This window comes from Psittacicella hinzii, assembly GCF_003585885.1.
Taxonomy (GTDB): domain Bacteria; phylum Pseudomonadota; class Gammaproteobacteria; order Enterobacterales; family Psittacicellaceae; genus Psittacicella.
Genome location: NZ_NRHC01000074.1, coordinates 1 through 2230 on the forward strand (window position 1 = coordinate 1; position 2230 = coordinate 2230).

Consider the following 2230-nt stretch of genomic DNA (forward strand, 5'->3'; position numbering starts at 1 on the left):
AAAGGTGGTAACTTAGGATTGAAAACGTGAGATATTCCGTCGATGTGTAACATAATGCTTTTTAGATAATTGGTTGGCTTGAGGGAAATAGAAGATAGGTTGATTGCAGTGGAAGAGCAAGGATAAAGCTCGAGTTTTACTAGTTCGAGCTTTACCTGTAGAATTTGAATTAATACATGTCAAGATTTTGCTCTTGAGCAATTTGCTTGAGGGTTTGGTTATCGAAAAGACCTTGTTGTTTTATTCTATCCATAAAGTTGCTTAAGTAGGCAAGGGCTTCAATTTTAAAGATTACGTCACCTCCAGTTGCAAAGGTATTGTCATAAATACCATTCAATGAAGCGTTATACTGTTTGATAGTCTTTTTTAGAAGATTGCAGGCTTTAGCTATTTTATTGAGTGATTCGCGCCATGACTTTTCAGCTTGATCACTTAAAGTTATAGCAATCTTTTCTCCTAAGTGTTGGAGGAAAGTTTTTTGAAATGTGGTTTTTTTAACTGAAAGAGGGACATTATGGTGATCACAAACAGCGGCTAGTAAAAGGTTCAAGGTATAGTGATCATCACTTAAGAAAGAGCTTTCTTTTCTAATAGTATCTAAAGGAATAGCGTTAACTAGCTCGGTAAGAAAATAAAAGGTGCTTTGAGGAAAATCTTGGAGGCTGTTAAGATAAGTATTTAGTTGACTATGATAATCTTGTACAATTTCAGGTCTAATTGCCAGCTTATAATTTTGTTTAGCTAGATCATTAAAAACTTCCTCTTTCAATTGGTAAGTTTTATCTAGCTGTTCTTTGTACTTTTGTAAAAGCTGACTGTGATTTAATCTATGTTGTTTGCCAAACTTGACTGCTTCTTGAGTACTGGTTTCAAGATTGGCGATTAGTTCTTGTCTTAGATTATTGAGTACTTTAATAAAATAAGATTTACCTTCCCAACTTGTAATCTCAAAACTGTCATCATCTGGATCAGGAGAGAATTCAATATCTTCTCTACAGTGGAAAAGAAACTCATCCAATTCTTCTTCAAAAGTTTCATAAGTTTCAAATTCCTTTATCTCTAGGCTCTCTAACTTTTGCTTGAATTGTTGGAGTTCATCAGCGTCTAATTGTAGTTGGTCAAAATCGATTTTTAATTTTAGTTCCATAATACTCCCGTGAAAGTGGTAAAGAAAAGATACCACATATTAAGTTGTAAAGGGATAAGCAATATTCACCATATTATAATTTATCTCAGCGAGATATTTGTGTATTTTTACGTATTTTTGTATATTTTGTATTCGGGGAATGTAAAAAACGTCGGACAACAAGAGACTGTCCGACGTTTTTTATGTGTATAGAGATCTTAAGGTATAGGTTTTGCTAAGATCTAAGCTTTTTGTTCAAGGCTTGGTGCTTACGCAAGAACTAAAAGCCTTGCTTAAGTTATTTCATACTTTGCTCAATTTCTTGTATGGTTTCTTTATCTAAAAAACCTAGAGTAATAGAGCTACCTATAAGGTTTACTAGGTGAGAAAAGGATTGAACATCTACAAACAATTCTTCACCAAGAGTGCCAGGACCGTAAGCTATTTTAATGACATCCATAAACTCCTCAGCAGCATTAAATAATGAGTTATATGCGTTGGCAACATATTCCTGCTTTTCTTGCCACACTCTTTTTCCTTCTTCAGAAGTTATGCTGTTTGTAATAAGATTTTCAGCAAGATCTAGTGCCTCTTGGTGCTCAGGAATACTTGATTCATAATATTGTGCGCTAAAACAGCAAAAACAAATAACAGTTAATAAATTGTCTGCATGAGTAGATTTAGGGTCATCTGCTCCATAATATGTTTCTTCTATTAAAACCTCTATAGGTTTAGATAAAATTACTTCGGTAAAATGTGCAAAACTACTATTTGAGTAATTTGCTAACAAATTAATGTAGGCATTGAGTTTATTACGATAATTTCTTAAGAGTTTTTTATCTATTCCTAGCTTGTAGCTCAGTTTGTTTAAGTCTTTATAAACTCTTTGCTTGATTTCATTAGCTATGAGTAATTTGAGTTTTATGTTTTTGAAGAGTTCATCTACTTTTTCTTGATATTGTTCTTCAAACTTATAGATAAATTTTACACGTTCCTCAATGCGAGCAAATAATCTGTCTCTGAAAGAGATAAAATCTTTAACAAACTTTTCTTTTCCTCGCTTAGTTTCAATTGCATAGCTTTTTTTCCTAAGTTACCACCTTT

The 2230-nt window shown here is 32.9% G+C and carries 2 protein-coding genes; both read right to left on the minus strand.

The window, feature by feature from the left end; all coding sequences use genetic code 11:
• Positions 1 to 169 precede the first annotated feature (169 nt).
• Positions 170 to 1147: a hypothetical protein gene (locus CKF54_RS05915; protein ID WP_119525444.1), complete on the minus strand. Its 978-nt coding sequence runs from the start codon at positions 1145 to 1147 to the stop codon at positions 170 to 172.
• Between the two features lie 277 nt (positions 1148 to 1424).
• Positions 1425 to 1916 carry a hypothetical protein gene (locus CKF54_RS05920; RefSeq protein WP_119525445.1) on the minus strand — a complete coding sequence of 164 codons (492 nt, stop codon included), beginning with the start codon at positions 1914 to 1916 and terminating at the stop codon, positions 1425 to 1427.
• Positions 1917 to 2230 lie beyond the last annotated feature (314 nt).

Excerpts from the sequence above, each read along its gene's own strand:
- CKF54_RS05915 (WP_119525444.1), bottom strand. The coding sequence starts at position 1,147 with ATGGAACTAAAATTAAAAATCGATTTTGACCAACTACAATTAGACGCT.